The following is a 26743-nucleotide window of genomic DNA, read 5'->3' on the forward strand; positions in this document are numbered from 1 at the left end:
AATAAGATGAAACAGCTTCGCATTGGAATGATCGGTTATAAATTTATGGGTAAAGCCCACAGTAATGCTTATCGCAGTTTGCCTATGTTTTTCCCGAAAGCGCTTAAACCGGAAATGTCTGTAATCTGTGGACGTAATAGTGAAGCGCTTGAAGAAGCTGCATCGCAGTTAGGCTGGGCGGATTGTGTTACGGATTGGAAGGATCTGATCGCTCGAGAGGATATTGATCTTATAGATATTAATGCTCCCAGCAACGCGCACAAGGAGATAGCTTTGGCAGCAGCCAAAGCAGGTAAACATATTTTTTGTGAAAAACCACTTGCGCTGACCTTGGCAGATTCCCGTGAAATGCTGCAAGCTGCTGAAGACGCGGGAGTTACACATATGGTTGGTTTTAATTATCGCTTTTCTCCGGCAGTTCGACTGGCTAAGAAGCTCATAGAGAGTGGGCGTCTGGGAAAGATTTATCATTTTCGGGCTTGGTTTCTACAAGATTGGATAATAGATCCGGATTTCCCTTTAGTATGGAGACTGCAGAAGGATATCGCCGGTTCAGGTTCGCATGGAGATTTGGGGGCGCATCTTATAGATTTGGCTCATTTCTTAGTAGGCGATATGAAGGAAGTAATCGGCATGAGCGAGACCTTCATAAAAGAGCGTCCGCTTGCCGCTGAAATGACTGGTTTAAGCGCTAAAGGAGATAAAGATGCACCCAAGGGTAAGGTTACCGTTGACGATGCCACCTTGTTTTTAGCCCGTTTTGATAATGGTGCTCTGGGCAGCTTTGAAGCTACAAGATTCGCAGCGGGTCATCGCTCTACCAATTCTTTTGAGATCAATGGGAGTCTTGGTAGTGTGAAATTCGACTTCGAACGTATGAATGAATTAGAAGTTTATTTGACCTCGGATGCCGAGGATGTACAAGGTTTTCGCCGTGTGCTGGCGACCGATCCTGCTCATGAGTATGCAGAGGCTTGGTGGCCGCCTGGTCATACGATTGGTTTTGAACATACGTTTATTCACGAAATGCTGGAGCTTTCTAACGCAATTGAAGAAGGTCGTCAGCCAGAACCAAATTTCAATGATGGAGTGAAATGCCAAGCGGTGTTAGAGGCTGTAGAACGTTCTATTGATGAACGCCGTTGGGTCGATTTATCCGAAATGTAATCTAACCTTAGAAGGAGTGCTGAAAATGAGAAAAGCATTGATTGTTTGGGGCGGTTGGGATGGTCATGAGCCTGAGCAGGTAGCTGATATAATCGCTAAAATGTTGCAAGAGGAACAGTTTGAAGTTGAAGTATCAAATACTCTGGAGGCTTTTGCTGATGCAGATAAGCTTCTTGGACTAGATTTGATCGTGCCGGTATGGACAATGGGCACAATCGAGCAGGAACTTGTGAATAATGTCTCAGCAGCTGTACAGCATGGAACAGGTCTTGCCGGTTGCCATGGCGGGATGTGTGATTCTTTTCGTAATAATGTAGATTGGCAGTTTATGACGGGTGGACAATGGGTAGCTCATCCTGGTAATGACGGCGTTAACTATACCGTAGAGATTTGTCAAAGCTCAAGTCCTCTGGTAGAAGGATTAGAAGATTTCAGCATTTGCTCAGAGCAATATTATCTTCATGTAGATCCAGCTGTTGAAGTTCTTGCTACGACTCGTTTTCCAGTAGTTGAAGGGCCTCATTCGTATAATAAGGCTGTTGATATGCCAGTAGCTTGGACAAAACGTTGGGGCTTGGGCAGAGTTTATTATAATTCACTCGGGCATCATGCGGACATTGTAGATCAGCCGCAAGTGCGTGAAATGATGCGCAGAGGATTAATATGGGCAGCTGAAGGTAAAGCGCAGGCATTGTCCAATGTTATGGAGGTTAGTAATAGCTATAGTGGAATGGCAGACAGTCAATAAATTCTGGGAGCGATCAGCGAATGGATAAAGTCAAAGTTGGTATTATTGGATGCGGTAAAATCAGTAGTATCTATATGGAGAACTGTCAAAAGTTTGAGATCCTTGATCTAGTTGCATGTGCGGATTTAGATTTGGTAAGAGCACAAGAACAAGCGGATAAATACAATATTCCAAACGTCTATACCACAGAACAATTACTGAATGATCCAGAGATAGAAATCGTAATCAACTTAACGATACCAGCTGTTCATGCGGAAGTATGCCTGAAAGCTATTGAAGCGGGTAAACATGTATACGTTGAGAAACCTCTAGCTGTGACGAGAGAAGAAGGACGCAAAGTTCTGACTGCGGCGCGGGAAAAGGGAGTACTTGTGGGCAGTGCACCGGAGACGTTCTTCGGAGCGGGAATTCAAACGGTTTTGAAGCTGATAGATGAAGGAGTAATTGGCGAACCTGTTGCAGCTACTTCGTTTATGCTGGGCCGTGGACATGAGCATTGGCATCCAGATCCGGAATTTTATTATGCCGCTGGTGGAGGTCCAATGTTCGATATGGGTCCTTACTATTTGACGGCTTTGGTGCAGCTGCTGGGTCCTATTCATACGGTTAGCGGAATGACTGGGAAAGCGCTGGAAGAACGTACGATTACAAGCGAGAAGAAATTTGGGAATAAAATTCCTGTTCAAATTCCAACTCACGTAGCCGGAACCTTGCGATTTGAAAATGGTGCCATTGCAACGTTGATTACAAGCTTTGATATCTTTGGCGGGAGCAACCTGCCGCATATAGAAATCTACGGAACGCTAGGAACGATTCAAGTTCCAGACCCGAATAACTTTGGGGGTCCCGTGAAACTCCGGCTTATGGGTGAGAATGAGTGGACGGAACAGCCGTTGTTGTCCGGGTATGATCAGAATACCCGCGGGATTGGACCAGCAGATATGGCTTACGCCATTCGAACGGGTAGAGGGCATCGTGCCAGTGGAGAACTGGCTTATCACGTATTAGAAGCAATGTGGGCTTTCCATGATTCTTCTGATGCTCATTCATTCTACGAAATGGAAAGCACCTGCACTCGTCCTGCGGCACTTCCAATCGGTCTTGCTCCTTACACTTTGGATTAGAGAATTCTTCCTGAATCTGCAACCTATCACTTCCGGTCTTCGTTTGAGAAGATGAAGAGTGGAGGTGTTAATAGGATGCGTAAGATAATTATTGGTTGGATATGGATTCCCGTTGTTATTTTGTTAATCAGTGGCTGTTCAGAGGCTCAACAAGCGAATAAGGAGCCGGTTCCTACTCCTGTAATTAGTTCAGAACCACAAATTCTAGCTTCTAAGAACCCTGCAATGGATGATCCAGGCGAGGTTAAGACTTTCTTATCTGCTCAGAAGATTCCTAACGGAGATATTTATCTGCAAGATAACAAGGTTCATATTAATATTGTAGGTTTGAACTCGGAGATTGAGCAGAGCTTTGCTCAGGCTTTCACTGCAGGTACTTATGAGCTTCATGATGTGAAATATACAATGCAAGAGTTATTAGCTGCTCAAGAATTGTTGCATGAACAAGAACTCTACCAGAAGCTGAATCTCTACGGCTCTGGTGTAGATACGATTGGCAATAAAGTAACTATTACCATTCCGTCTGATGATGCGGAAGCAGCCAAGCTTGAAATTGAAAAGTGGATCGATCCAGAGATGTTGACCTATGATATTTCAGAAATAGGTGATCCACATGTAGTGGGTACAATCGTTGAGATCGACACTAAACAGGCAAAGCGGATACTAATCCTTGAACCTGGAAACGAAGATCCATCTTACTGGTTCACAATCAATGCGAAATCTGAAATGTTTAATGAAGCTGGAGAGACCATCAGCTTTAAGGATTTGCAGGTTGGACAGCTGGTTAAGTTATGGAATACAGGGATGGTGCTGGAATCTTTTCCCGCGCTTGCGAGTGTGCGGAGAATGGAGCTAGCAGTTACTGAATAATCTAATAGACCCGTCAACAGGTAGCAAGTGCTCCACGCATTTGAACAGTAGATGGAAAGTGAGGGTGCTCTAACCCTCACTTTTTCTTAATTAGGAATAGTATACTTTTTCTACTTTGTATAATGTATGCTCGATTGTTGGACAGAGATTGGCATCTACTTTGTAATATTTAACTCGAAAATATAAACTTTTCAAAAAATTCTTTATATTATTTTTTTGTTTAAAGGCAGGAAGAAATTCTGGAGTTTTCTCCACATCACCAAAACTTCGAATCCATTGCTCTACATAAGTCTGACTAAGCATTTTTCTATCTAAAACACTCATTAAGGATCTTACCATTCGCTCATCTTCCCCATCGGAGTATATTCGATCTGTTATGGTCATCTTTTCGTAAACCAAATCGAGGATAGTTATAAGGTCATTTTTATCCAGTTCTGAACATTGAGCCAATTCATCTAAAGTATCTGCTGCATGGGCTATGGCATGAGCCCAGCCTTTTTCTTCGTCATACCCCCGGTAATCGCGCTCATTTTGCACACTGCAAAATACCTTCTCCTTTATCTGATGAATTTGCTCTCTTGAGAGAAATGGTGATTCTTTATGCCTCATGAAGAGGAGTGGGATGACTAGCATAGAGAAAGATCTGGTAAAGACAGAGTCTGCATTGGTTTCGCCAAGCTTAAAATGCAAATGGTTTTTATCCAAGATAACGGGTATAAGGTGCTCCAGTTCGTTTGTAGTTAGAGCATTACCTGGGATCCAATGTGATAAGGTTGTATAAATTAGCTCATCCCGTAGTTGGGCATCTAAAGAACCAATGTTATTTATCATTTCTTGTACCAACTGGATTGTATCGGGAGGTGCTTGGTAATCATTTTCTTTTATGCATATCAGCGTTTCTTTTAAATTCATTTTACATGCTCCTATTTTCCAGTGTGAATTATTTTCTAATACCGGATGGTGTAGTTCCTTTATATTGCTTAAACAGCTTGGTAAAATAATTAGGATTGTCGCAGCCCACTCGTCCAGCAATCTCCGTTACAGTAAAATCTGTCTCCAGCAGCAGTCGTTCTGCTTCATTTACGCGGCAAAGATTAACATAATCGATGAAGGTTCGGCCGGTGAGCTTCTTAAAAGTTTTGCAGAAATGGTATGGATTTAGATTAACGGATCTCGCGGCGCTTTCAATAGTCATTTTCTCATCAAAGTGGTTCTCCATATACTCCAGCAGTGGCTTAAAACGCTCACGATTGAAGGAATGACGTTCATTTGTTCTGCCAGAAACCCGCTCAGGCAAAAAGGTACGGGAGAGCAATACAAAAAGCAGATGAAGTTGATTTTTGATGATTAGCTGAAATGCAGGACCTTTCTGATGCACTTCATCCACGATAGTGTCTAGAAGAGAGTAATAAGTAGAACAGGTTGGAACAAGTGCTGCTGGTTTAACTGGTAGCTGATATCGATTTTCCAAATAGGGAGCTACGAACTGCTCATGTTGAGGATCTTGCTTCCAATCTTTAAATAAAGAACTATGAAATACGACGGATATAAATCGGACATGATCATCCCGCAGACTATATCCAACGTGCAAACCTCCAGAAGGAACAAACAAAACCTCTCCGGGATGCAGTTCGTAGGGCTTGCTGTCAATGTGGAAAATGGCGCTGCCTGCTTGCATGATAATGATTTCGAAATGCTCATGCCAGTGTAGAAAAAGGATGTTCTGGCCGATTTTCGCATGTCTGCATTCATTAAAAAACAATCGAAATGGATAGGTGCTTCCTTCTAATTGAGGGTATTCTTTAAGATCATCAGGATAGCTCAATATTTATTCAACTCCCACAATATACGACTATATAAACACAATATAATAAGAGTTTTAAGCTTAAATGCAGTATATACTCGGGTTATAGAACTTACTATAAACCAATATTGGAGTGGTACACAAGATGAAGGATACAATGCGTATAGGCACATTAGTTGGTGGCGGAGATGCTGTTAGAGTGATTCCGCAAATCGTAGGTCATGGCTTCGAATCTTTTAGCTTAACCTTCTGGCAGACTACAGGTGAAACAGATCTTGTGGAAACTGGTAAGCGTGTGCAAGAACTTGCGGCAAAACATGATTTTGTGATTTCATCGGTTGGCATCTTTGGCAATCCTTTGACGAATACTGGTGACAATTCCGATGCATTAGCGAGCTGGGAACGGCTTATTGATCATGCTCATGTATTTGGTACTGATATGGTATCAGGGTTCACGGGACGACTACCAGGAGTGTCCATTGATGAATCGATTCCGAAGTTTACCGAGGTATTTGGTGAGCTGACAAAAAGAGCAGCAGATCGCGGGGTACGAATTGCCTTCGAGAACTGTTCCATGGATGGCAATTGGACTTCAGGGGACTGGAATATCGCTCATCATCCAATAGCCTGGGAAAAGATGTTTAACGCTGTACCTGCTGACAATATGGGACTTGAATGGGAGCCCTGCCATCAGATGGTGCAGCTGATTGATCCGATTCCACAGCTGCGCAAATGGACAGATAAGATCTTCCATGTACACGGCAAGGATGCCACCATCGCTTGGGATATTGTAAAAGAATATGGAATCCACGGCCCAAAACCTTATGTATGGCACCGTACTCCGGGTTTTGGTGATACGAACTGGACGGATGTTATTTCCATTTTGCGTCAGGCTGGTTATAAAGGTACCATTGATATTGAAGGTTGGCATGATCCTGTCTATCGGGATGAGCTGGAAATGATGGGTCAAGTACATGCCTTGAATTATTTAAAACAATGCCGCGGGGGCAGCTTTGTGCCTAATCCGCTTTAATAAGTCAGGGGGAGAAATATGACAGCACAGTACCGTGTAGCGGTTGCAGGTTGCGGAGGAATGGCTAACGCATGGATTGAATACGCTTTATTGCGTCCAGATACTAAGATCGTTGCTCTAGTAGATATAAGGTTGGAGTCGGCTGAGGCGATGGCTGCGAAGCATGGGATTTCATGTCTGACGTTTACGGATATTAAGCAGGCAATTCAGGAGACCGCAGCAAATCTCGTCTTTGACGTTACCGTTCCCGGAAGTCATTTCAATATTTCTAGTACTGCATTGGAACTTGGGTGTAATGTGTTTAGTGAGAAACCGTTAGCTGAGACTATGGAGGAATGTAATAAGATTGTTGAGATCTCGGAACGGACTGGAAATGCTCATGCTGTGATGCAGAACCGCCGTTATGATCCTCGAATTCGTTCTTTAAGAAAAATCATAGAATCAGGAACCATAGGAAGAACAGGATTTATCGGTGCAAGCTTTTTCCTTGGGGCCCATTTCGGGGGATTCCGTGATGTTATGAAAAGTCCGCTGCTGTTGGATATGGCAATTCATACCTTCGACCAGGCCCGGTTTATTAATGGCGCGAACCCTGTGTCCGTATACTGTCAGGAGTTTAATCCTCCCGGTTCATGGTATGAGGGGAATGCGTCGGCAGTGTGCATTTTCGAGATGTCCGACGGTTCAATATTTACCTATCAGGGATCTTGGTGTGCAGAAGGTGCATCCACGTCATGGGAAGCTTCTTGGCGGGTTAACGGGGAGAAAGGAACAGCAATCTGGGATGGTCATGAGCTGCCATATGCTGAGGTAGTTACTGCAGGAGATCAGAGCGATAAGTTCATTCGTGACGTAAAGCGTATAAATGGAGATAATGTTGAGATGAATAAAACATTCCATCACGGGTGTTTGGATGAGATGTTCTTGTCATTGGCAGAGCAACGTCCTGCAGAGACGAATTGTAGAGATAATCGGTATAGTATGGCAATGGTGTTCGGAGCGCTGGAAAGTGCTGAATCTGGCCGGAAAATCGATCTAGTGGAGTTCTGAGATTGACTTCTGTTACTACAATCGCCAGCAAGGAGATTAAAATGGATATTAGAGCTTACCGAGAATCGGATCTTAGTCAAATTGTCTCATTGTTCTACGAAACAGTTCATTCCGTAAACAAACAAGACTATTCACAGGAACAGCTAGATGCTTGGGCACCTAAAGAGGAAGAGGTACTTAAGCATAATACTTGGAGAGCTTCTTTGCGTCAAAATATCACTTATGTAGCCGAAATTGATAATATTATTGTGGGCTTTTCTGATATGACAGCAGATGGACATTTGGATCGATTATATGTTCACAAAGATTACCAAGGATTAGGTATAGCCTCTGCATTGGTGAGTAAGCTTGAATTGAAAGCGAAAGAACTGGGTCTTTATGAAATGGATGCCGAAGCAAGCATCACTGCTAAACCTTTTTTTGAACGACGGGGATACCAGCTTATTGCGAAACAAAGTGTAGAACGAAAAGGTGTTCTGTTGGTCAATTATAGGATGAGTAAAAAAATAATGTAATTCAAAAAAGCAGGTTGCTCATTAGAGCAGTCTGCTTTTTGTGATAAGAAGGATATTCAAATTCACCCATCAATCAAGTTCATTAATGCTACAGTATCAAATCGATCCCCTTGCACTAACCATTTACCGTCCACATCAAAGAGAGTCAATATACCTTCCAAAGGCACACGTTTACTTTCTTTGTCATCCTTATCCAATAAGACAAGATCCACCGTATATTTTAACTCGATAATATCTTTTTTTTGTTCGGAAAGGTTAAATTTTAGGTTTTCCGGTTTTAAAGAAAGCTTTTGTTTATCAGCGATTTTAATTGGGATAGTTGTAATTCGGCTCGCTATAGCCTTTTCAGTAAAGTATTCTGTAAAATACGGTTTCATCTCTTCATTTCGCGCAAGAATGGATTCATCAGACATTAAATCCTCAGAAGCCTTGACGGTATATTCTACATTTTTATATTTCTCTGCGGCTTTAGTGGCATCATCTACCTCTGAACTACATCCGATAATTAACGCAAGAGATAATAATATCATACTCAATATCAACGGTGATTTACGCATTAGTACACCCCCAATGTATTTGATCTTGCATTATTATACTTATATTACCATGTTGTGGTTTCATAATTTCAAGAAGAAAATGATTCAACTCCCTAAATATGGTATGGTGTAAATATGATCGTAAATTTGCGGTGATTAAACTAAAAAGTAGAATCGAAAGGATTATTAAAATGAACACATCCTTAAAATTCACACACGGGAATAAAGTAGGACTGATTGCTTGTTCAGATGGTGTGAGAGTAGAGAACCTACCTAAAGTAGAGGAATTAAAAAAAGTTTTGCATTCATTTGGACTCCATGTAGTGGTGGCTAATACTTTGTTTAGAAAAGATGGTTATTTCAGTGGAAATCCAAAGGAAAGGGCAGCGGAGCTGAATCAACTATTTAAAAATACTGAAATTAGCGCGATATTCGATATTTCAGGTGGGGATTCTGCCAACCAAATCTTAGAGTACATAGACTACGAAAGTATCCGTATGAACCCCAAACCCTTTTTTGGAATGAGTGATTTGTCAGTTATTTTGAACGCTTTATTTACGCAAAATAATTCGAAATCCTATCATTATCAGTTGATGAATTTAGTGTCTTCTGATGGGGCAGAGCAGCAGAGGGCTTTTTATCGAACATTCTTCGAGGGGCAAAACGATCTTTACGATTTCCGGTATCATTGGGTCCGTGGTAACCAGATGAGCGGGATAGTAATCGGAGGGAATATTCGCTGCTTTTTGAAGCTGGCAGGGACAAGCTATTTTCCGGATCCTTCGGACAAAATATTATTGTTGGAGAGTTTAAGTGGCAGAGCTAACAAAATAGTCTCCTTTTTTGCTCAGCTCCAGCAATTGAAATATTTTGATGCTTGTGCTGGATTGATTCTAGGGTCATTTTCAGAACTAGAGAACTTTAATGAATTTCCGATAGTAGAAGCGTATGTGAAGGAAATTAGCCATTCCACCTCCATTCCTATCATAAAGACAGCTGAGATTGGGCATGGCAGTAACAGTAAGTGTATTGTTGTGGGCGATAAAATCACTTTGTAAAAAAGGTGGAGTGTGCGATGGGCAAAATTCTTTGCTTCATATCTGATGATTTTGCGGATTTTGAGATTACCTTGGCACTACATAAGATTAGAAATGTTGGAAAAAAAGAAGTGTTATCCGTAGGATACAGTTATGAATCTGTAGTTAGCGAATCTGGTCTGACTTATCAACCTGATTTGGTCCTCAAAGAAGCAGTTAAGCTTAATGATATTGAAGGGCTAATTATTCCCGGAGGTCCGATTGTAAATCAAAAACAGGATTTAACTGATCTGATAAACCATCTTGATCGAGAAGAGAAGATGCTGGCAGCCATATGTCATGGACCACAGTATTTAGGACGAGCGGGCATTTTAGACCATTGTAAATTCACTACTTCGTGTTCAGTGGAAAGAATCAGTAAACTTAATGTAGAGGATCCATTTCCAAGAGACAATTATGTTGATAAGAGAGTAGTTAGAGATGAACATATCATTACTGCTAAAGGCCGTGCATTTGTTGATTTTTCATTTGAAATCTTTGATTATTTAGGGATTTATCAGGATCTAGATGAAGAAAAAGAACAATTGTTTAGGGATATTATGGATAAATAGCAGTGATAGATGATAAACAGGGAGAGTTGACGTGGAAACTAATTTAAACGAAAAGAAAAATGATTATAAACCATTAGGGATATCAGGACTTGGGGGATGGTTGATTCTTGTACAAATCGGTCTTTATGGGACGATTATCATTCAGTTGATGCAGCTTTTTCAGGATTCTTTTACAGCATTTGATGCCGATATCTGGACTGCTTTTACTTCTAAAGGTTCGGATTTCTATCATCCCTTGTGGGGATTTATAATTGTTTTTGAAACCACTTTCAATATAGCTATATTAGCGTTTAGTGTATATATTCTAATTAATTTCTACAGAAAAAAAGCATTTTTACCACGGTTATTGATTATTTTCTATATTGCAATCCCTGTAGTAGGAATCATTGATGTTGTACTTCTTTATCAAATTCCTCTTGCCAGAGAACTTGGAAATGGAGATTCACTCAAAAGGATCATTAGGTCAGCGTTTACTTGTGCAATTTGGACTGCATATTTATTGAAATCAGAGCGAGTACATAATACATTTGTAAAGTAATTTAATAAAGTGATTTAAAGGAGGGGTATGATGTCAACCGATTATCTATCAAAAGAAGAATTGAAAGATGCGATTCATATTGCCTATCAGTCTCTTGATCAAGAATTTGACGGCATTGAGAACTCCCAAAGAGACAATCGTATGGAAGGGGTTGATCGAACCCCAGCAGAAATCATTGCTTATCAATTGGGCTGGTTGAATCTTGTTATGAAATGGGATAAGGATGAAAAAGCAGGGTTAACCGTTATTACACCTTCACCGGATTATAAATGGAATCAACTTGGCGGATTATATCAATCGTTTTATCATACATATGCTGCCTACTCATTAGACGAGTTAAGATCTTTATTTCAAGAGACAGAACATCAGTGGCAGAACTGGATTGATTCTTTAAGTGATGAAGAACTTTTTACGCAAGGCGTGCGGAAATGGACAGGAAACAATCCAAGATGGCCTATGGTCAAATGGATTCATATTAATTCAGTAGCACCGTTTAAGACTTTTCGTTCTAAGATTCGCAAATGGAAAAAACTTAATGTAACTAAGGAAGTATAAAAGGACGGATTATTTTTGAAGAAAATATCTATTATTGTAAGTACATTTATATTTTTGATTGCATTAAGCTCGATTATATTTGTCGTGGTAAACAACTCTGCAAAACCCATTAAAAGTCCTGAGAACATTGAACTAAAAGAGTTGGCGAATGGAAACAAAATACAAGTGGACTTCTCGAAGAAACCCACTGTATTCGTATTTTTCACCTCATGGTGTCCATATTGTAATGACGATGCTCCTAAGATTGTCTCATTGTATGAGAAATATAAAAATAGAGTGAACATATACGGAATCAATTTGCTTTATCAAGATGATCTTTCTGATGTAGAACAATACGTGGCGAATTACAACATTAAGTATCCCGTTCTCCTAGATGAAACAGGTGATCTCCATAAACAATTTGGTGAACAAGCTTTTCCTGCGTTGTTTTTTATAAACTCTGATGGCAAGGTTATGGATCAAATTATTGGCTCGACTGATTTTGACGCAATTGAGAGCTCGTTTAAGATTTTCATTAAAAACTATGATTAGTGTGAGATATATGAAATCAAAGAAACCCATAATCATCTTCGCATTTCTTTCATTTTTGCTTCTCACAACAACGATACTTTTGAACGATTTCGAACAATCGAGGGAGAGAGTTACTGAGTTCTTCGAAGATTTAAAAGACCAATCGAATCCAAGCTAGGAGGTTGAGATGAAGAAATTCATTATTGTAATTCTAGCTATAATTGCTTTATCGCCATTACATGCGGTCTCCGCGGATTGGGCCGGTTCGTTTGTTGTTTATTCAGGTGACATCTACGAAATATCAGATGATGAACTCATCCCCTCGGAAGAAATCGATAAGAAGATAGGGCATGTAACTAAATATTCCGATGAGGAAGGAACGTACAGGGGGAATTTCTCGAATATTTATCCTAAAGGTACGCCCTACTATTCAATTATCAATACCGATCCAAAAGATTTTATTGCTATTAAGACCCAAGAGGGTATCTTTGTAAAAGCTTATAATAAAGGCCATTATCCCAATGATGAATTGGTTGAAAAAACGATTTGGATGTATTTCTTATTGGGAACATCGGTTATTGTCTTATTAATTATTTGGATAATGAAGCGGAGGAAAGGATGATCTATGACAACTAATACATCACAAAAGATAGAACAAGCCTTCAAAAAAACGATAAGCTCACGTCACATTCACGAAGGCGTCCTATACATTGAGAATACAGATGGCGACTACTCCTATAATATTGGATATGGGGAGAAGAATATAGACTCACCTTTGCTAATGGCCAGCATCACCAAGCTGTTTACCACCACCTGTATTTTGGCCCTACAAGAGCGAGGTAAACTGTCGTTGGATGACAAGGTTACACAGTATTTTGATAACGCTGTGTTAAGTGGTCTTCATGTCTTTGGTGGTAATGATTATTCGTTTGACCTGACAATATCCGATTTATTGTTTCAGGTTAGTGGCTTGCCAGATGTATTTGAAGAAGGAAAAGAGAATGACAAGCGTCGTGCGATTAAGGAGGATTATTATATTACCTTCGAGGAACAGATTGCATTAATTAAAAAATTGAAGCCTCATTTTATGCCTCGTACCAAACGAAAAGCATATTATGCTGATATAAATTTTGATTTACTAGGTGAAATCATTGAGAAGGTAGAGCAGTCAACATTAGCAGAAGTCTATAAGCGGTTCATATTTGATCCCCTGTCACTCGTAAGTACATATCTCCCTGAAGGTGACAACGATTTTGTACCGAATATCTTTTATCAAAATAAATCAATTAACCGTTCCAAATTTATTAGGAGTTGTCGTGCGAGTGGAGGATGTATCACCACAGCTCGTGAATTAATGATATTTATCAAAGCTTTCTTTGGTGGGATGCTATTTAAAAATGAGTTGTTTAAGATGCTATCGGCTTCTAATAAACTTCAATTATCGATGGGACCTATTTACTATAGCAGCGGCTATATGAGAATTCCTTTGGATGGCTTGTCCACGCTTTACATGGGGAAAGGTGAGTTACTAGGGCACTCCGGTTCAACAGGTTCGTTTGCCTTTTTTTATCCTATTAAAAATTTATTCATTGTGGGGGATCTAAACCAGATGGGTAATCCTGCACTCCCCATTAGGCTATCAATGGAACTTGCTATGATGATGAAATAAAAAATAGTGAACGCCAAGAGTTAGGATATTCACTGCTGAATTATTATACTCAGTCATCCAACCTTCATAAATCTTTAATAAAGGAGACGTACCAGTGAACAACATCAAAGTGCTTCATTATGATGCGTTTTCTCCTTATCCGAACAAAGGAAATCCAGCTGGTGTAGTATTAGATGCGGCTCATTTGAGCGAAAGTGACATGCAATCGATAGCTCATAAGGTCGGTTTTAATGAAACAGTTTTTGTAGTCTCATTGGATGTAGCTGATTTAAGGCTTAAGTATTTTACGCCAGGCCATGAGATCAATCTTTGTGGGCATGCAACTATGGCTTCTTTATTTGCTTTAAAAACAAAGGGTATCCTTGGAGAGGCAAGCTCGGTAAAGATCGAAACAAACGTGGGTGTGCTCCCCATTCAATTCAGTATGGACAACAATAATCACTTACTAATAAAAATGAAGCAAGATCATCCCGAGTTTATTGAATTTGACGGTGATAGAGCTAAGCTTGCCCATGCTTTAGGCTTAACAGTTGACGAATTTGATGAGGATATGCCGATTGTTTATGGCTGTACTGGCGCATGGACTCTATTAGTTCCAATTAAGAGTATAGATAGCTTTAATAAAATGAAACCGATAAACGAGTTGTTTCCGGAGAATTTCTCATCGCCTTTTTCGGGAACCGTTGAAGATCCAGTAACAGGTACAGCATCGGGAGTTATGGGGGCTTATTATTTAAAATATATTAATCCGCACATGGACTCAATCCAATTTGATGTAGAACAAGGACAAGAAATCGGTAGAGATGGGAAAGTAAATGTAGAAGTGTACCGACTAGATTCTGATAGAATGGATGTGTTTATTTCTGGAACTGCGGTGTTTGTGGGGGAGGTAGATTTAGGGAAATGATAAAATATACTCACTTGGAGTGTACGGAGTCTTAGTGATACCCAGTTAGAAGAGTTACATCAACTCCTTTTGTGAAGAAAATAATGCTGGGTCATTATTAGAACTTTAATGATCTATGGAATGGAGGTAACCTCATGATTGAAATTGATTGTCTGGGAGAAATCTGCCCAGTACCAGTAATGATGTTAAAAAAACATCAAAAAGCCATTCAAAATGGCGAAAAGGTGATGCTGGTTACTGATCATAGCTGTGCAAAAGTTTCCATCACGGATTACTGTCGTGGTTCAAATTTGAAATGCTCCATTCAAGAAGTCATTAATGGGGTATGGGAGATTACGATTGAGCTATAAGTTCAACATAATGTATCAATCAATGTCTTTTCTATATAACGAATTAATTGTTTCGTATCATTGTCACAACGCTGATTGTGTTTTTTTACCATGTAGACATCGTTATTTACCTGGAACTGATCAATATGAATAATCTTGAGTTGTTTACTATACAACTCTTTTTTTATGGACATATAAGGCAGAAAGGCGACACCATGTCCTCTAATTGCTGCAAGCTTTACCGCCTCAAGGGAGTCCAAATTAAACAGTATATTTAGTTTAAGCTCCCCTGCAGATATGTTGTTCAAAGCCCTTTGCACACAATGAAGCTGTGAGGACCAGATTAACGGATATTTAGGGAGCTCATTCAGTGTGATTTTATCAGGACATACGGTCGTACTGCTTGCCACTAACATAACTTGATCAGAAAACACCATATTGGAGCATAATTCAGATTTCGGGGAAGGCCCGGAAATAAAGCCAACATCACCTTCTTCAAGAAGCAAACGTTCCTCTACTAGTGACGATGCCCCTTCGTTTAGAGTGATATGGCAATTGGGAAAATGTTTTTTTACCTCATATAAGGTACAGGGCAGGGCATAATTACAGACTTCTGGAATCGCATAAATAGACAGCTCATGTTGTGTTGGCTGTAAATGATTGATTTCTGTGACCATATCATCATATAATTTACAGATTTGCTCCGCATACTTCTCCGCTATAATCCCTGCTTCTGTAAGGCTGGCCCCTTTATTACTTCTCACAAAAAGCTCAGAACCCAGGGTATTCTCCCAGGATTTCAACTGCTGACTAAGTGCGGATTGGGTGATATGAGATTTCTGAGCGGCTTTAGATATACTTTTTAACGAAGCAATATCTAAAAATAATTTAAGCGTTTCCATATTCATACTTATTCCTCCTGTTGCCCGCTGTTAGTGCACACTATAGCATACTTGATTACGCTCCATCTGTGCCATTAGTAACACTTATACAGCATAAAGAAAGCAGATAACCACAGCTCAAATAAGTATGTTACTATTTTCACATAGTCAATTACATAAAACGATGGAGGTGTTAGACTATGGGGCAAACCGTAAGTCCCGAAACGAAATCAACCCGAACCAGAGCTCCTAGAAAACCTAAAAAGAGTCAGTTGCCCATCGCGTTGCTGGTTACAGTTCTCATTATTGGGTTTGGTTTTTTCCTAGACCATTCCCACGATAAAATGGTTGTCTACCTGCTTTTCGGTATTTCGTTTGGCGTTATTTTGCAAAGATCACGATTCTGCTTTACTGCATCACTTAGAGATCCATGTATTACAGGCAGCACATCGGTAACAAGAGCTGTACTGATAGCATTTTCTCTCGCTACGATCGGATTTACAGCCATTAAGTATCCAGCGTTCCTGGAAGGTAAACCGATTCCTGGGATGGACAATGTGGGTCAAATCAGTTTTGCTTTGATAATTGGCGCTGTATTATTTGGAATTGGCATGGTTATTGCAGGTGGTTGCGCTTCGGGTACATTGATGCGTGTAGGTGAAGGGTTCACAATGCAGATGCTGTCGCTTGTATTTTTTATCATTGGTTCACTTTGGGGATCACATGATATGGGTTGGTGGAGAGCTAACGTTATAAAGGATGCACCAACAGTATTTTTACCAGACGTCTTTGGTTGGCTTGGAGCACTAGTTGTTCAGTTCCTGATCATTCTTCTGTTGTACATCGCTGCAGTTAAATGGCAAGAGAAAAAGATGGGAAGCGCAGATTAGTATAAGTTATTACGTGAATATTTTCACTATTGGTATTTCAAAAAAATATAAAGGTGGTTTTTAAGATGGCTGAATTTACACTTGATTGCATGGGAGAAGCTTGTCCGGTACCGTTAATGAGAACAGAAAAGAAGATGACTGAACTAAATGTTGGAGACGTTTTAGTTGTTGCTATTGATCATAGTTGCGCAATGAAAAACGTACCAGAATGGGCGAGAAAACAGGGACATAATGTGGAAATCGAAGAGGTCGATGATGGCGAGTGGGAAGTTGTTATTGAGAAGGTAAAATAGGATCGCTGAGTAGGAAAGGACGGTGAATGAAACGGTGAACGAATTCTGGTTGAAGATATCGTCTAACCGCTTTTACAAGCAATTGCTCAAAGAACCGTTTACTTATGTAACTGGAGCTGTACTTCTGGCTGTGTTCGCTACAGCACATCTGGCTGTTTTCTCAAAAGGATGGGGAGTAACCAGCGCCTTCGCGGACTGGGGAGCTTGGGCGTATCGACTGGTAGGAGGAAATGTAGATAACTGGGCTTACTTTAGTACGGAGAAAGCTCAAAAAACATTATCTTCCGGATTTTTAAATGATGGTGGGTCCATTCGAAATGTAGGGATTATCTTAGGTGCATTAGCAGCGACATTGTTTGCTTCCGAGTTCAAGCTTAAGAAAATTAAGTCCAAAAAGCAGGTAGTGGCGGCTGTACTTGGTGGGTTGCTCATGGGGTACGGAGCTAGACTGGCTAATGGATGTAATATAGGTGCATTATTTACGGCTATAGCTTCTTTATCGCTTTCAGGCTGGATTTTTGGATTGTTCCTGCTGGTTGGTGCATTTATAGGCAGTAAATTATTAGCCAAATTCTTTATGTAAAAGTGAAATAGGCTGAGCTTATAGTGCTGACGAGAGTCAGCCTATTTTATTGAAATCAAAATCTACACAGGAGGGACAATTGAAATGGAAAAGAAGACAGAACAGTATGATGTCGTCATTATCGGTGGCGGGGCTGCTGGATTAACAGCAGGGATCTATTGTGGACGAGCAAAATTGAAGACACTCCTTTTGGAAAAATCGCTGGTAGGCGGTCTTGCGACTTATACTAATGAAATAGAAAATTATCCTGGTTTTCCTGAAGGAACGACCGGAACAGACCTTATGGGATTATTTCATAAACAAGCCAAAAAATTTGGTGTTGATTTCAAAATGACAGATGTCAAATCTGTCTCGGTAGTAGAAGACATTAAAGTAGTGGAGACCTTTCGGGTACGATATGAGTGTAAAGTCATTATCATAGCCAGTGGAGGAAAACCAAGAATTACAGGTGCAGCTAATGAAGATATGTTCTTATATGATAAAGGGATTTCCTTCTGTGCAACCTGTGACGCTGCGGCAAATACGGGGAAGACAGTTATGGTCGTTGGCAGTGGTGATGCAGCTATTGAGGAAGGGATGTTTCTAACTAAGTTTGCTGATAAAGTGATCGTATCTGTCATGCATGATCATGGGAAAATGGATTGTAATGAAATTGCCAAAACGCAGGCACTAGAAAACCCTAAAATGGAATTCATGTGGAATACGGTGGTAAGTTCTTTCGAAGGTGAGGAACGTTTGAATTCCGTCGTCCTGAAAAATTTAAAATCTAATGAACTGCAAAACGTAAAGGTCGATTCATGTTTCTTATTTATTGGATACACCCCGAACACAGAAATCTTATCAGGTGTAGTAGATTTGAATCGAAATGGTTATGTATTTATTAATGAGAAAATGGAAACGAATATCCCTGGTGTTTTTGCAGCGGGAGATGTGTGCGATAAGTTTCTTAAACAAGTTGCTACTGCTGTTGGCGATGGTGCCATTGCAGGGTACGGTGCAGAGAAGTATATATCTGAATGTGAGGTTTATGAGCATCAAATTCTAAATCAAGGTAAATCATCCGTTGTTTATTTATGGAATGCCACAGATCCTTCCTGTCGGGAGTTATTGCCTCTAATTGAAGGATTTGAGCAATCCCATTCGGATGTCAGGGTCACAAAGGTAGATGTATATAAGTCACCCGGACTTGCTGCCAAGCTAAGAATAGATTCAGTTCCTTCTATTGTTTATCTGGATAATGGGAAGGTCCAAAAAGTAATTACTGAAAAGATAAATGAAGAAATACTGAGTACTCTTGCTAATTAAGGAGAAAGTCAAAGACACATGCAGATGTTATCTCTGTATGTGTCTTTTTTTATTCAAGCTTAAGGAATATGAGACGAGCTAATGCAAGAGAGTGTCAAAGTATCAATAATAGTTGTTTTGTCATATATTTTTGAAAGCGCTTAAACCTTATGATTATTTTATAAATGTTGCAACTATAGCGGAGGGAGAAAGGACATTAATTATCTGTACATATCTTCAAAATCATCACAAGGAGGATTCACCTATGGCGAACGCAAGCGTCGCACCAGACAAGAGATCCGGACCGAATCTCAACAAGCAACGAACTAGCGGGATCAGACGCTTTTTTAAGCAAATAGATCTACAGCTTATGGTATTACCAGCACTTGTTCTAGTTTTTATTTTTGCCTATATCCCCATGTATGGGATTCTAATTGCATTCCAGGATTACAAGTTAGGGAATAGTTTTATTAGCAGTGACTGGGTTGGCTTTAAGCACTTTATTTACTTTTTTAATGCACCTGAATTTGAAGTGGTTATGAAAAATACAATCATCATCAGCTTACTGAAATTTTGTTTTGGATTTCCTGCACCGATTATTTTGGCGTTAATGCTGAACGAAGTTCGTAAGATGTTCTTTAAACGGGTTATTCAGACCGTTACATATTTGCCTCACTTCTTATCTTGGGTAGTTATCGGCTCAATGGTTACCTCGATGTTATCTGTAGATAACGGCAGTATAAATATGCTGCTTGAGAAATTGAAATTTATTGATGAACCGATCAACTTCCTTTCCATGACTGAATATTTCTGGGGCATTTTAGTTACAACCAATGTATGGAAAGAAATTGGATTTGCTTCAATCGTCTATTTAGCTGCCATTGCTGGTATTGACCCGCATTTATATGAAGCGGCTTCGATGGATGGTGCAAGTCGGTTTAAACAGATATATTTGATTACGTTGCCTTCAATTATGCCAGTTGTAATCATCTTTATGATTTTGGCAATCGGTAATCTGGTGAATGCAGGATTCGAAGATATTTTGATCCTAGCTTCTAATCCAGCACTACGAGAAGTGTCAGATTCAGTTGATGTATATGTTGTACGTGTCGGTATAGACAATTTCAGGTACTCCTATGCGACTGCTATCGGATTGTTCAAGGCCGTGATCAGCGTGACATTACTTACCTTTGCCAACTTCATTGCCAGAAGAGCAGGGAACAGCTTGTGGTAATGAATTACTCAATATAGGGGGACCAAACTATGAAACGTATTAATATAGGAGATCGAATATTTATAGGATTCATATATGTATTCTTGACTTTACTGGCATTTTCCGCCTTTTATCCATTTTGGAATTCACTTGTTATTTCCTTTAATGAGGGGATGGATACTTCGAAAGGCGGAGTTACTTTCTGGGTCCGTGAGTTCACGCTTGAGAATTATAAGATCGTTTTTGAAGATTCCCGTCTAATGGGTGGATTCGTCATTGCTACATTGCGGACGGTAATCGGTACAGTAACAGCGATACTGGCCACTTCGATATTCGCTTATGGAATGTCGAAGCGTGAACTGATGGGTCGCAAATACTACATGATTATGTGTATCATTACTATGTATTTCGGTGGGGGACTCATTCCGTCATACATGCTTATCAGAAGTTTAGGTCTCTTCAACTCATTTTGGGTGTTTATTATTCCTGCACTGGTCAGCGTATGGAATATGATCATATTCCGGACCTTCTTTCAAGGTCTTCCACAAGGTTTAGAGGAGTCAGCAAAGATTGACGGTTGCGGGTATTGGGGGACTTTTGTCCGCATCGTACTTCCTTTGTCGGGGCCAGTTATAGCAACATTATCTTTGTTCACAGCAGTAAATCACTGGAATGAGTGGTTCGTAGCGAGTATTTACATTACGAAAGAGGAGTTAATGCCGATTCAGACCATCTTAAGACAGATACTGTTCTCTAATATTGCTTCAGAACAGCTGTCTAATGTAGATGCAAGCTCCATTGCTCATATTAACTCGGCTAAGAAAATAACCTCGAAGTCATTAACGATGGCTACGATTATGGTTGCAACCATTCCGATTGTATGTGTGTATCCATTCCTACAAAGATTCTTCGTTAAAGGGGTCTTGGTCGGATCATTAAAAGAGTAGGATGATAGAATGAGATTGGGTTTAGAGCGTATTGCTTTGAACATAGATTACAAATTGAAAGGGGAAAATACATTGAAGACTAAGAGAAAGATGCTTCTCGGTATGATGTCTACCTTGCTATTAACGACTTTGGTGGCGGGTTGTAGTGGCAACAATTCAAGCGCTCCAGCGGCAACTGCTGAACCAGAGAAAGAAGGAGGAACAGCGGTCAACACAGCAACTGAAGCTCCCGCGGCTGATTTGTATGAATTAGGGAAAGAACCGCTTGAAGTCTCATTCTACGGAAATTACGGCTGGTATCAAATGCCGAAATGGGGCAAAGATGCTGCTTCTAAATGGATTTTAGATAATCTGAAGATTAATGTCACAGGAATTAGCTCTGGTGGTAATAACGCTCAAAAGCTGCAAACGATGATCGTTGGTAACGAGCTGCCGGATATTGTGTGGACCGAGAAAGGTGCTGACGTAGAACGTCTTCGCCAAGCGGATATGCTAGTTCCTTTAGATGAATATATTGATAAATATCCAAACTTTAAGAAATACCTAACATCTGGACATTTGGAATTACTTCGTTCCCCTGATGGGAAGATTTATCAGCTGCCGAATTATTATACAACTCAACCAAACGGAAATGCCGGTTATGCTATTAATAAGAAGATTTACAAAGAGCTTGGTTCTCCTAAGCTAGAAACGACAGATGATTTGTATGCATATTTAAATGCTGTTAAGGCGAAGTTCCCTGACGTTATTCCGTTCGAGACAGGCTTAGCGAGAGATGGTAACGGAATTGACCAGTTATTTTCCTCTTTTAAAGAGAATAATCTGTCGTATACTAGAATATACGCCGTACCTGATGGCGACAAAATGGGTTCGATATACAAGGATGAAGGATTCCGTGAGTCTGTTGTATTTGCTGCTAAATTAATGCGTGAGAAGCTAATGACGCAGGATGCGAATACACAAACAGAAGATCAAATTAGAGAGAAAGCGATGAATGGCAAGTTTGCTGTTATTGCGACTTTTGATCCAATGAAATTGCTCGCCACTGCTGATGAAGAGATGAAGAAGACGGATCCAGAAGCTGGTTATATGTTTATTAAACCGATTTACAAAGCTGGTTTGGATCAAAGTAAGATTACTCCAGGAACGTACAATCAGTTAGGTTGGAACGTTGCTACAATCACTAAAAACGCTAAAAATCCAGAGGCTGTATTCGCTATGCTTGACTGGATGACAGGACCAGAAGGTTCTATGGTTCTTAACTGGGGTCCTCCAGGACCAGATGGTTATTGGGATGGATTTGAAGCAGATGGACTTACTCCTAAATTTAATAAAGATAAGTATCTGAATGAGCCAGAAGCTCTGTCCGAAATTAGCGGAAAAGCCGGTGACTTGGTATGGGTAGGTAATACAGTTTTCTTGGATAATACAAAGAAAATGATGTTGCAAACCCTTCCAGCTGACAAGATTGACTTTAGTAACCGTTGGCAGATGGAAGTAACTTGGGCTTCACAAGGTGACTTTACGGAGTTCCTGAATTGGGATCCGGCTCCAGACAGTGAAGAAGGTATTATTAGACAAAGTGTCAGAGATATCTGGTTAACAGCAAGAGCAAAATCTATGTATGCGAAGACTGATGCAGAAGCATTAGCAATTCTTGATAAAGCACATGAAGATTCTATCAAGGTTGGCTATGAGAAATTCCTCGATTATGTAACAAAAGTATGGACAGAAAATAAGAAAGCTTTAGGTAAATAATAATTTGTAATACGAAGGTTTGCTATTTAGCGAGCCTTCGTTTTTACGTCCCATTTCTAGTGCTCATTGCTTTATAAGCTGTTAGGTAAGAGAATGAATGGTATACTGAAAAAGATTGGTTAGTAGAATTCAGCAGGTTGGTTTAAAAACATTTCAAAGGAGGATTGTGTTGATGTACAACGTATTATTAGTAGACGATGAGATGCTTGATCTTGAAGGCATGAGACAATTCATTCCTTGGAATGAACTGGGTATGCAGGTCGTGGAGGCAGCGAATAACGCGTTTACCGCATGCGATATTTTAGAACAGCATGTTATTGATATTATTGTTAGTGATGTGAATATGCCGAATATGTCGGGTCTAGAGCTGGCTCGGATTGCCATAGAGAAAAAAAACGATATACGTGTGATTTTTGTAAGCGGTTACCAGGATTTCAGTTATGTGAAACAGGCGCTTTCGCTAAAAGCGTATAGCTATGTCCTTAAACCAATGGATGACAAGGAACTTATTGCTGCACTTCAGAAAGTTAAGCAGGATTTAGATGATGAAAGTAAACGGCGTGACGTTGAAGAAGCTTATCAGCATATGATTCCTATGGCCAAAAATGATTTGTTGATCCGCTTGTTTGAAGGGGAATGGGAGGGGGATACTCAAGCTGGAATGTTGAAGCTTATGAAATCCTACGGTCTGGATAAGCTGGAATGGCCTATACGTGTGGCGGTCTTGGAGCTGGACTATTTCAACTGGTTTCAAGAACAGGATAATCTAACTAAACATCTAATGTCCAAGGACTTTCTATATGAAGTGAATACAATTGCTCAGAAGCACGGGATGCCTCATTGCTATAAGGTATCGTCTTATCGAATCGCGTTGTTGATTAACGAACAGGAGATGGAGAGGTTTATTGAAGAAATTTATGACTCGATTCGTACAAAATTTCCTGTCACTATGACCGTAGGTGTAGGGAAGCCTACATTTGCTATGGAACAGGTCCACACCTCCTATCGGCAAGCTATGGAAGCCGTTGACGGAAAGATGTTTCTTGGCAAAGGCAAACTTATTATGTATGAAACGGTTAGCAGCGAACCTGGAATGATTGATGCCCGTACGTTGGATACCCGTATGGATACGCTTTTTAAAGCGATGAAAGAATATGAGTTAGTCCTTATTTATGATGAGATCGATAAGCTGTTCAGATCCGTGAGTAGTCTAAGATCTAAATTTACGATTCATAATCTAGCCATGTATATTATATGGAAGCTGGATCAGCAGTTGAAGGAGGTTAGCGAGGATTTATTTGAAATCTTAGGTATGGAGTTACATAGTTTAGATATTTTGCTTCAATTCGATACGATCAGTGATATACGCTCTTGGCTTGTACTCAAAACGTTTGAAATATCCGAGTACCTACGAAGCAAAACAGAGTCAGTGAACAATAAACTGATTAGAGAAATTATGCAAATGATGAAGGATAAGATGAGCGAGAATTTTACGTTAAAGGATATTGCACAGCAGTTCTCTTTCTCACCCAACTATTTGGGATATCTATTTAAAGAGGAAACTGGGAAAACGTTCAGCGAAGTACTCATTCAGCTGCGAATGGAACAAGCAGGCAAGCTTTTGAAAGATCCGAAGTGTAAAATCTATGAAATCGCGAGCCAGGTAGGTTACCGTTATCTTCCTTACTTCAGCAGACAGTTCAAAGAAGCCTATGGTATGACACCTATGGAGTATCGTAAGCGGGAGAAGTGATGGGGGATGATGTTGCATGAAACAACCAAGAAGAAAACATAAGTATGTGCCGATAGGGTATAAATTAATGCTGACCTATATTTTTTTCATTATTATCCCTGTATCCGTGATCGGTTTTGTCTCTCACTCTATGTACAATGATTCATTACGCGAGCATACAAGTTCGAATATTAAAGGTACGTTGTTGCAGATTCGCGATAATATTGATTATAAAATGGGGGAAGTTATTCGGATATCAACGCAATTATATAGTGATTATGATTTCTATCGGAATTTGCGAAGTTATGAAGAAGGCTGGGAAAATTATGATAGGATGTCTATGAAGGTACTTCCAAAGCTGGACGTAGCTATTCAATCAACGGGTATGAGGATTGGGATGTCGCTATTTTTAAAGAATGAATCCATTCCTGAGATCTATTCGAATTCACTTGAGGGCTATCTGGATAATAGTAGCTTCTATCATCTTTACCATATGAAACGGATTGAAGGGAAATCCTGGTATTATGATTTTCCAACCGAGAAATACGCGGAGACTATGAAATGGTGGCAGATCGAGCGCGATGTAGAAAATAATCGGATCTCGTTGCTCCGTAGATTAATAGATACATACGACCCTCTCGTGCCTAAGGAGATTGGCTTCTTGCGGATTAATGTAGGCATTCCAGATCTGTTTAATAGTGTGAATTATACGAAGATAGGAAAAGGAAGTATTCTAATTTTAAAAAACGAGTTCGGAAGAACGATGTACCAATCGGGAGAACTACCAGAGCACTATACCAATGAAGCCGAACTTAATAAGGATTACCTGACGATTAGTGAAACAGTTACGGTTTCTAACCAAGCTTGGCAATTAAACGCGCTAGTTCCAATTACGATACTTGAACAGGATGCAGTGAAGGTACGACTGTTTATTATTTTAATGTGTCTCATCTGTTGTGTTGTCTTTAGTTTTGTCGGCATATTTATATCCCGATATTTTTCAATTCGGATTAATAAGTTCGTGTACGTGCTGAATGCCTATCGGGAAGGTGATCTTCACAAGCGTATTTCCTATCGAGGCAAGGATGAATTCTCTCAGATTGCAACCGCGTTAAATGATATGGGCGAGAATATCGATATGTTGATTAAAGAAGTATATTTGACGCAGCTCCAGAAGAAGGAAGCAGAGCTTGAAATTCTACAATCACAAATCAATCCTCATTTCCTATATAATACGTTGTCATCTATTATTCAATTAGCCAAGTTTGGTCAAAATGAAAAGCTGCAGCAGATGGTGCTGGAATTAGCGAAGTTTTATCGCCTGACGCTTAATGAAGGACGTACCATGATTCCGGTCCCCACTGAAATTGAACAAGCAAACGCTTATTTAGAAATTCAGAAAATTAAATACGGTGATCGTCTGGAAGTTATGTTTGATTTTGATACAGAAATCTGGCCTTATGAGACCATAAAACTGATTCTACAACCATTTATCGAGAACGTGCTGAAGCACGCCTGGTGTGGTGACCACATTCATTTACGCATTGTTGGGCGTAAAGAGGGCAATGATATTCTGTTCCGCATCATTGATGATGGAATCGGCATGAGACAGGAACGTATTGATCAAATTTTTGATCCAAAGGGCCATACGAATACAGGTTATGGGGTCCGTAATGTGGATCAGCGGATTAAACTGCAATATGGATCTGAGTATGGCGTAACCATTTTTAGTCGTGTCGGAATTGGCACTTCTGTTCAGATACTTATTCCGGCTAATAAGGGCATGCGTGGCATTCGTTCGAATATTGTACATGATGAAAAGGGGTCTTAAAGCTAGTTTTTCTAGCCTAAGACCCCTTTAGCTTTAATTAGAACCCTTTATATTGAGGCTCTTCGGACTCTAATTCGGTTACCCGGTTCTCTACTTGAGTTACGATTTGTTGTGTTTGCTCAGCTGCGTTTGTGAACAAGGTTTTTGCACTCTCGTTTTGTGTTTCTAGTGCAAATTGTTCAAGACTGGCTTGAGCACCTTTTAAAGAAGATAAACATGTTTTTACTTGTGAGGCTACTGTCATTGAGTTTCTCTCCTCTGTGTTGGATTATTAGCATGACGATTGCTATTGTCCTCAAATGCATCTATCGTTATGCAGGAAAAAAAT

General features: G+C 40.0%; 30 protein-coding genes. 25 read left to right on the top strand and 5 right to left on the bottom strand.

Translation table 11 applies throughout. From position 1 onward, the window contains the following. Positions 1-6 precede the first annotated feature (6 nt). From NYE72_RS14000 to NYE72_RS14015, 4 genes are all read left to right on the top strand, one after another. Complete coding sequence (locus NYE72_RS14000; protein ID WP_038570692.1) at positions 7-1167, top strand: Gfo/Idh/MocA family oxidoreductase; 1161 nt, start codon at positions 7-9, stop codon at positions 1165-1167. 25 nt (positions 1168-1192) lie between these two features. Beyond that, positions 1193-1915, top strand: a complete 723-nt coding sequence (locus NYE72_RS14005) for a ThuA domain-containing protein (RefSeq protein ID WP_076105575.1) — start codon at positions 1193-1195, stop codon at positions 1913-1915. 20 nt (positions 1916-1935) lie between these two features. After that, the gene (locus NYE72_RS14010; protein ID WP_076141693.1) at positions 1936-3039 is read left to right on the top strand and encodes a Gfo/Idh/MocA family oxidoreductase; all 1104 of its coding nucleotides are present in this window, start codon (positions 1936-1938) and stop codon (positions 3037-3039) included. 75 nt (positions 3040-3114) lie between these two features. Beyond that, positions 3115-3909: a hypothetical protein gene (locus tag NYE72_RS14015; RefSeq protein WP_076141692.1), complete on the top strand. Its 795-nt coding sequence runs from the start codon at positions 3115-3117 to the stop codon at positions 3907-3909. A 90-nt stretch (positions 3910-3999) separates the two neighbouring features. Here NYE72_RS14015 and NYE72_RS14020 read toward each other — a convergent pair whose 3' ends face one another. Beyond that, a complete protein-coding gene (locus NYE72_RS14020) occupies positions 4000-4821 on the bottom strand; it encodes a DUF2785 domain-containing protein (protein ID WP_076141691.1) in 822 nt (273 codons plus the stop codon). A gap of 28 nt (positions 4822-4849) precedes the next feature. Next, a complete protein-coding gene (locus NYE72_RS14025; RefSeq protein ID WP_339211952.1) occupies positions 4850-5734 on the bottom strand; it encodes an AraC family transcriptional regulator in 885 nt (294 codons plus the stop codon). 124 nt (positions 5735-5858) lie between these two features. Between NYE72_RS14025 and NYE72_RS14030 the strand changes: the two genes are divergently transcribed. From NYE72_RS14030 to NYE72_RS14040, 3 genes are read left to right on the top strand one after another with little or no spacing between them, the layout of a single operon-like run. Next, positions 5859-6746, top strand: coding sequence for a sugar phosphate isomerase/epimerase family protein (locus NYE72_RS14030; protein WP_038570709.1), 888 nt, complete (start codon positions 5859-5861; stop codon positions 6744-6746). A gap of 18 nt (positions 6747-6764) precedes the next feature. After that, on the top strand, positions 6765-7796 hold the full coding sequence (locus NYE72_RS14035; protein WP_076141690.1) for a Gfo/Idh/MocA family oxidoreductase: 1032 nt from the start codon (positions 6765-6767) through the stop codon (positions 7794-7796). A gap of 41 nt (positions 7797-7837) precedes the next feature. Next, positions 7838-8311 carry a GNAT family N-acetyltransferase gene (locus NYE72_RS14040; protein ID WP_076141703.1) on the top strand — a complete coding sequence of 158 codons (474 nt, stop codon included), beginning with the start codon at positions 7838-7840 and terminating at the stop codon, positions 8309-8311. A 62-nt stretch (positions 8312-8373) separates the two neighbouring features. Here the strand turns inward: NYE72_RS14040 and NYE72_RS14045 are convergent, their stop codons facing one another. Beyond that, positions 8374-8868 carry a hypothetical protein gene (locus tag NYE72_RS14045; protein ID WP_076105582.1) on the bottom strand — a complete coding sequence of 165 codons (495 nt, stop codon included), beginning with the start codon at positions 8866-8868 and terminating at the stop codon, positions 8374-8376. 170 nt (positions 8869-9038) lie between these two features. Here NYE72_RS14045 and NYE72_RS14050 point away from each other — a divergent pair, with 170 nt between their 5' ends. The 9 genes from NYE72_RS14050 (at position 9039) to NYE72_RS14090 (ending at position 15024) form a co-directional block, all read left to right on the top strand. Next, a complete protein-coding gene (locus NYE72_RS14050) occupies positions 9039-9905 on the top strand; it encodes a S66 peptidase family protein (RefSeq protein ID WP_076105583.1) in 867 nt (288 codons plus the stop codon). Between the two features lie 17 nt (positions 9906-9922). After that, positions 9923-10495, top strand: coding sequence for a DJ-1/PfpI family protein (locus NYE72_RS14055; RefSeq protein ID WP_036678282.1), 573 nt, complete (start codon positions 9923-9925; stop codon positions 10493-10495). Positions 10496-10526: 31 nt separating this feature from the next. Further along, on the top strand, positions 10527-11033 hold the full coding sequence (locus NYE72_RS14060; protein ID WP_036678279.1) for a DUF2569 domain-containing protein: 507 nt from the start codon (positions 10527-10529) through the stop codon (positions 11031-11033). Positions 11034-11060: 27 nt separating this feature from the next. Continuing rightward, a complete protein-coding gene (locus NYE72_RS14065; RefSeq protein ID WP_076141689.1) occupies positions 11061-11588 on the top strand; it encodes a ClbS/DfsB family four-helix bundle protein in 528 nt (175 codons plus the stop codon). A 15-nt stretch (positions 11589-11603) separates the two neighbouring features. Beyond that, on the top strand, positions 11604-12119 hold the full coding sequence (locus NYE72_RS14070; RefSeq protein WP_051491011.1) for a TlpA disulfide reductase family protein: 516 nt from the start codon (positions 11604-11606) through the stop codon (positions 12117-12119). A gap of 166 nt (positions 12120-12285) precedes the next feature. Then, entirely contained in the window at positions 12286-12720 is a 435-nt protein-coding gene (locus NYE72_RS14075) for a hypothetical protein (RefSeq protein WP_176462545.1), read from the top strand. A gap of 3 nt (positions 12721-12723) precedes the next feature. Continuing rightward, a complete protein-coding gene (locus NYE72_RS14080; protein ID WP_339211954.1) occupies positions 12724-13767 on the top strand; it encodes a serine hydrolase domain-containing protein in 1044 nt (347 codons plus the stop codon). Positions 13768-13861: 94 nt separating this feature from the next. Further along, positions 13862-14674 (top strand): PhzF family phenazine biosynthesis isomerase, encoded by an 813-nt coding sequence (locus tag NYE72_RS14085; protein ID WP_038570722.1) that lies wholly within the window; start codon positions 13862-13864, stop codon positions 14672-14674. A 134-nt stretch (positions 14675-14808) separates the two neighbouring features. Then, positions 14809-15024 carry a sulfurtransferase TusA family protein gene (locus tag NYE72_RS14090; protein ID WP_036678264.1) on the top strand — a complete coding sequence of 72 codons (216 nt, stop codon included), beginning with the start codon at positions 14809-14811 and terminating at the stop codon, positions 15022-15024. Between the two features lie 2 nt (positions 15025-15026). On the opposite strand, the gene NYE72_RS14095 is transcribed toward NYE72_RS14090, so the two are convergent. Further along, positions 15027-15911: a LysR family transcriptional regulator gene (locus NYE72_RS14095; protein ID WP_038570725.1), complete on the bottom strand. Its 885-nt coding sequence runs from the start codon at positions 15909-15911 to the stop codon at positions 15027-15029. 173 nt (positions 15912-16084) lie between these two features. Here NYE72_RS14095 and NYE72_RS14100 point away from each other — a divergent pair, with 173 nt between their 5' ends. The 9 genes from NYE72_RS14100 to NYE72_RS14140 all read left to right on the top strand — a co-directional run bounded on the left by NYE72_RS14100 (position 16085) and on the right by NYE72_RS14140 (position 26415). Next, a complete protein-coding gene (locus tag NYE72_RS14100) occupies positions 16085-16774 on the top strand; it encodes a YeeE/YedE thiosulfate transporter family protein (protein WP_036678259.1) in 690 nt (229 codons plus the stop codon). A gap of 65 nt (positions 16775-16839) precedes the next feature. Further along, positions 16840-17067: a sulfurtransferase TusA family protein gene (locus NYE72_RS14105; RefSeq protein ID WP_036678256.1), complete on the top strand. Its 228-nt coding sequence runs from the start codon at positions 16840-16842 to the stop codon at positions 17065-17067. 22 nt (positions 17068-17089) lie between these two features. Beyond that, complete coding sequence (locus NYE72_RS14110) at positions 17090-17650, top strand: YeeE/YedE thiosulfate transporter family protein (RefSeq protein WP_232061338.1); 561 nt, start codon at positions 17090-17092, stop codon at positions 17648-17650. An 84-nt stretch (positions 17651-17734) separates the two neighbouring features. Beyond that, positions 17735-18955, top strand: a complete 1221-nt coding sequence (locus NYE72_RS14115; RefSeq protein ID WP_038570727.1) for an FAD-dependent oxidoreductase — start codon at positions 17735-17737, stop codon at positions 18953-18955. 244 nt (positions 18956-19199) lie between these two features. After that, on the top strand, positions 19200-20168 hold the full coding sequence (locus NYE72_RS14120; protein ID WP_036678250.1) for an ABC transporter permease subunit: 969 nt from the start codon (positions 19200-19202) through the stop codon (positions 20166-20168). 29 nt (positions 20169-20197) lie between these two features. After that, entirely contained in the window at positions 20198-21094 is an 897-nt protein-coding gene (locus tag NYE72_RS14125; RefSeq protein ID WP_036678249.1) for a carbohydrate ABC transporter permease, read from the top strand. 72 nt (positions 21095-21166) lie between these two features. Next, positions 21167-22852, top strand: a complete 1686-nt coding sequence (locus tag NYE72_RS14130) for an extracellular solute-binding protein (RefSeq protein ID WP_170914248.1) — start codon at positions 21167-21169, stop codon at positions 22850-22852. Between the two features lie 172 nt (positions 22853-23024). Continuing rightward, on the top strand, positions 23025-24605 hold the full coding sequence (locus NYE72_RS14135) for a response regulator (RefSeq protein WP_036678246.1): 1581 nt from the start codon (positions 23025-23027) through the stop codon (positions 24603-24605). A gap of 16 nt (positions 24606-24621) precedes the next feature. Next, positions 24622-26415, top strand: a complete 1794-nt coding sequence (locus tag NYE72_RS14140; RefSeq protein WP_076141688.1) for a sensor histidine kinase — start codon at positions 24622-24624, stop codon at positions 26413-26415. Positions 26416-26452: 37 nt separating this feature from the next. Here NYE72_RS14140 and NYE72_RS14145 read toward each other — a convergent pair whose 3' ends face one another. Continuing rightward, the gene (locus tag NYE72_RS14145; protein WP_036678243.1) at positions 26453-26659 is read right to left on the bottom strand and encodes a DUF1657 domain-containing protein; all 207 of its coding nucleotides are present in this window, start codon (positions 26657-26659) and stop codon (positions 26453-26455) included. Positions 26660-26743 lie beyond the last annotated feature (84 nt).

The sequence above is a fragment of the Paenibacillus sp. FSL L8-0333 genome, from assembly GCF_037965665.1.
Taxonomy (GTDB): Bacteria; Bacillota; Bacilli; order Paenibacillales; family Paenibacillaceae; genus Paenibacillus_AQ; species Paenibacillus_AQ odorifer.

Coding starts and splice junctions, on each gene's coding strand:
- NYE72_RS14090 (WP_036678264.1), top strand. CDS start 14,809: ATGATTGAAATTGATTGTCTGGGAGAAATCTGCCCAGTACCAGTAATG.
- NYE72_RS14000 (WP_038570692.1), top strand. CDS start 7: ATGAAACAGCTTCGCATTGGAATGATCGGTTATAAATTTATGGGTAAA.
- NYE72_RS14075 (WP_176462545.1), top strand. CDS start 12,286: ATGAAGAAATTCATTATTGTAATTCTAGCTATAATTGCTTTATCGCCA.
- NYE72_RS14145 (WP_036678243.1), bottom strand. CDS start 26,659: ATGACAGTAGCCTCACAAGTAAAAACATGTTTATCTTCTTTAAAAGGT.
- NYE72_RS14005 (WP_076105575.1), top strand. CDS start 1,193: ATGAGAAAAGCATTGATTGTTTGGGGCGGTTGGGATGGTCATGAGCCT.
- NYE72_RS14080 (WP_339211954.1), top strand. CDS start 12,724: ATGACAACTAATACATCACAAAAGATAGAACAAGCCTTCAAAAAAACG.
- NYE72_RS14055 (WP_036678282.1), top strand. CDS start 9,923: ATGGGCAAAATTCTTTGCTTCATATCTGATGATTTTGCGGATTTTGAG.
- NYE72_RS14045 (WP_076105582.1), bottom strand. CDS start 8,868: ATGCGTAAATCACCGTTGATATTGAGTATGATATTATTATCTCTTGCG.
- NYE72_RS14095 (WP_038570725.1), bottom strand. CDS start 15,911: ATGAATATGGAAACGCTTAAATTATTTTTAGATATTGCTTCGTTAAAA.
- NYE72_RS14065 (WP_076141689.1), top strand. CDS start 11,061: ATGATGTCAACCGATTATCTATCAAAAGAAGAATTGAAAGATGCGATT.
- NYE72_RS14035 (WP_076141690.1), top strand. CDS start 6,765: ATGACAGCACAGTACCGTGTAGCGGTTGCAGGTTGCGGAGGAATGGCT.
- NYE72_RS14015 (WP_076141692.1), top strand. CDS start 3,115: ATGCGTAAGATAATTATTGGTTGGATATGGATTCCCGTTGTTATTTTG.
- NYE72_RS14020 (WP_076141691.1), bottom strand. CDS start 4,821: ATGAATTTAAAAGAAACGCTGATATGCATAAAAGAAAATGATTACCAA.
- NYE72_RS14010 (WP_076141693.1), top strand. CDS start 1,936: ATGGATAAAGTCAAAGTTGGTATTATTGGATGCGGTAAAATCAGTAGT.
- NYE72_RS14105 (WP_036678256.1), top strand. CDS start 16,840: ATGGCTGAATTTACACTTGATTGCATGGGAGAAGCTTGTCCGGTACCG.
- NYE72_RS14135 (WP_036678246.1), top strand. CDS start 23,025: ATGTACAACGTATTATTAGTAGACGATGAGATGCTTGATCTTGAAGGC.
- NYE72_RS14030 (WP_038570709.1), top strand. CDS start 5,859: ATGAAGGATACAATGCGTATAGGCACATTAGTTGGTGGCGGAGATGCT.
- NYE72_RS14140 (WP_076141688.1), top strand. CDS start 24,622: ATGAAACAACCAAGAAGAAAACATAAGTATGTGCCGATAGGGTATAAA.
- NYE72_RS14125 (WP_036678249.1), top strand. CDS start 20,198: ATGAAACGTATTAATATAGGAGATCGAATATTTATAGGATTCATATAT.
- NYE72_RS14040 (WP_076141703.1), top strand. CDS start 7,838: ATGGATATTAGAGCTTACCGAGAATCGGATCTTAGTCAAATTGTCTCA.
- NYE72_RS14120 (WP_036678250.1), top strand. CDS start 19,200: ATGGCGAACGCAAGCGTCGCACCAGACAAGAGATCCGGACCGAATCTC.
- NYE72_RS14100 (WP_036678259.1), top strand. CDS start 16,085: ATGGGGCAAACCGTAAGTCCCGAAACGAAATCAACCCGAACCAGAGCT.
- NYE72_RS14115 (WP_038570727.1), top strand. CDS start 17,735: ATGGAAAAGAAGACAGAACAGTATGATGTCGTCATTATCGGTGGCGGG.
- NYE72_RS14050 (WP_076105583.1), top strand. CDS start 9,039: ATGAACACATCCTTAAAATTCACACACGGGAATAAAGTAGGACTGATT.